The 2,152-nt window shown below is 60.1% G+C and carries 3 protein-coding genes and 1 pseudogene; 1 reads left to right on the forward strand and 3 read right to left on the reverse strand.

Going from position 1 to position 2,152, the window contains the following annotated elements; genetic code table 11:
- Positions 1–95, reverse strand: a pseudogene (locus ABZ412_RS35790) (transposase); the annotation flags it as partial.
- 239 nt (positions 96–334) lie between these two features.
- Here ABZ412_RS35790 and ABZ412_RS35795 point away from each other — a divergent pair.
- Positions 335–898, forward strand: coding sequence for a hypothetical protein (locus ABZ412_RS35795; RefSeq protein WP_357289744.1), 564 nt, complete (start codon positions 335–337; stop codon positions 896–898).
- Positions 899–1,012: 114 nt separating this feature from the next.
- Here ABZ412_RS35795 and ABZ412_RS35800 read toward each other — a convergent pair whose 3' ends face one another.
- A complete protein-coding gene (locus ABZ412_RS35800) occupies positions 1,013–1,390 on the reverse strand; it encodes a hypothetical protein (RefSeq protein WP_357289747.1) in 378 nt (125 codons plus the stop codon).
- 45 nt (positions 1,391–1,435) lie between these two features.
- Positions 1,436–2,152: hypothetical protein (locus ABZ412_RS35805; RefSeq protein WP_357289750.1), on the reverse strand; the 717-nt coding region annotated here is incomplete at its 5' end.

Here is a 2,152-nt window from a genome sequence, read left to right on the forward strand (position 1 = left end):
TTGAGTTCGGTCAGCACCTGCAGCCAGAATTTGGCGCCTTCACCGCCGTCACCGGCCCAGAGCCCGAGGATGTCGCGTTCGCCGGCGGTGGTGACTGGAGACCTTCCTCGGCAAGCTCCGCCGCGAGGTCGTACTTGCCCATGTAGTAGGCACAGAAGCTCTCCGTGCCGCGTATCCAAGCCTGCAATTGCGCATCTTCCAGAACCTTCACGATCGCAAACGATTCACGCGCATACATACCCGCGTGGGGAAACCGTCCCCGGTTCACGGCCATATAGCTGAGGATTCCGGAGAGCTTCGCGGCCAGTTCGTACAGCCGCTTGACCTGCTTGGGATGCTGACGCTGCTGAAGGCAGCCATCGACTTGGCTTCGAAGCGAAACAACCTCTGGGGCAAGCTTCTTGGGGCCCTCAACCTCATAGCGTTCGAGGATGTCTGCCACCGCGAAGTCGACGATGTCGAGCACCGGATCGTCCACGTCGATCTGGCCGAGCCGCTGCAGTCTTTGCGTGATGATCACCGGGCTTTCGAACGAGTCTGCGGCGGGATCGAGTGCCAGCTCGTGCGACAGCGTGATGCCGGGATAGCCGATATCCACAGGCCGGAGGTCTCGATCAAGCTTCTCGCTGAGCACCGCCAGCATGACGCGACAGCTGCGTTCATTCGGTTGGGCGACGCTGCCGTTCAACCACTTCTTGATAAGCGTGTGACTCGTGGCGAGCACCGGGCCGCCGTCCAGCCGACTGTGATCCTGCATCCGCTTGGCAAGGCCGGTCGGCTGGACGCCGGCCTCGAACATGACGGCCTTCAGCTTCAGGTTGGGCTGCGGGGTTCCAGACGTCCGCAGTCCATCTCGATCTCCGCCAAGAGCGGCGACCAGTCCAGTATATGTCCTTAAATGTCCACGTACGCACCATATTTCGAGTTTGCCAGCATGCGTGCAGCTACTCTCTAGGCGTCGTGCTTCTGAGCGGTGAAATTCCTGCTTGTCGTCGCCCCCGATGCAGGTTCTCTACCAGTCCGGGGCCTTGATTGAACCGCGCTCGTAGTAGTCGTCATCGAGCTCTTCGTCCAGTTTGCGCTGCTTCTCGACCCGCTCGGCTTCCACGCGAGCCGAGTTCGCGTTCGTGTACGTCGATATCGCTTCGAAGGTCGAATCGGCTCGCAGCTCACGCAGTGCCTCATCGACCTTGGGGCGCTTGTCTTCCACCGCCGCTCGATACGCGGCCATGATGGAGGCTTCCTCGTCCACTGTCACCGACACCAGACGATCCCCGGCATCTACGATCACGCGGACGCCGTTGACGACACCGACTCCCTGGATATGTTCGATGGCATATTGGGCGCGTTGAACTTTCGAACTCAGCGCATCGGAATCATTGTGCTTCACGGATATTCGCTAACCTGTTGATCGGGGTGGGAGTTGCCGATGCTCTCATGATGTGCGCCGGTGGATCTCAGATGGCTGCGGGGTCGTCGACCCGAGTCCCTCGAAAGGAAAGCACGGCGAAGCTGCCGTCACGCTCAACCAGCCGTCACCCTTGCCTGCGTCTTGCAATATGAACGAGTAGTGATCGGGTGTGCCTACACCTGTCAGCTTCGGGGTGGCTTCCGGATCCAACTTCCAACCCCAACTCGTCCACGTGTCCTGCAGCAAGCTCTTGTAATGCGAGAGTTGGCCAGCGGGAATCCCGACAACCCAATAACGCATCTGCACCTGATGCGGGCCGCGCTCCTGGTCCCCGTCGTAACAAGGTGCCCGCAGCGCTGGCTGAAGAGCGGAGCCGTTGTTGCCTTGGTCCGGAGTAAGTGAGAATCCCACCCCGGTTTCATCGGCGGTTTTTTGGAGATAGCTGATGATCTGCTGGTGGGCCGCTTCCTCGGTGAGTGTTTGGCTCACAAACTTCTCCTCGTTCTTGTTCGCGTCCGCGGTCTTATGCGTGCAGCTGACCGGTACCAGCGCTATCGCGATGATGGCCGAGGCGGCGAGCCCCTTCCGTAGGATTCGCATCATCATTTCGCTGTCGGCTCCGCTCCGGCGATGATGTCGCCTAGATTGAGCCTTTTTCATCGGTGATGGATGATGTTGTGGCAGTTGGTGTTTGGTGCGGCGTGTCGCCCGGTGGATAGACGAAGCCCCTGGTAGAGCGGG

Source organism: Nocardia sp. NPDC005746 (genome assembly GCF_040630785.1).
GTDB lineage: Bacteria > Actinomycetota > Actinomycetes > Mycobacteriales > Mycobacteriaceae > Nocardia.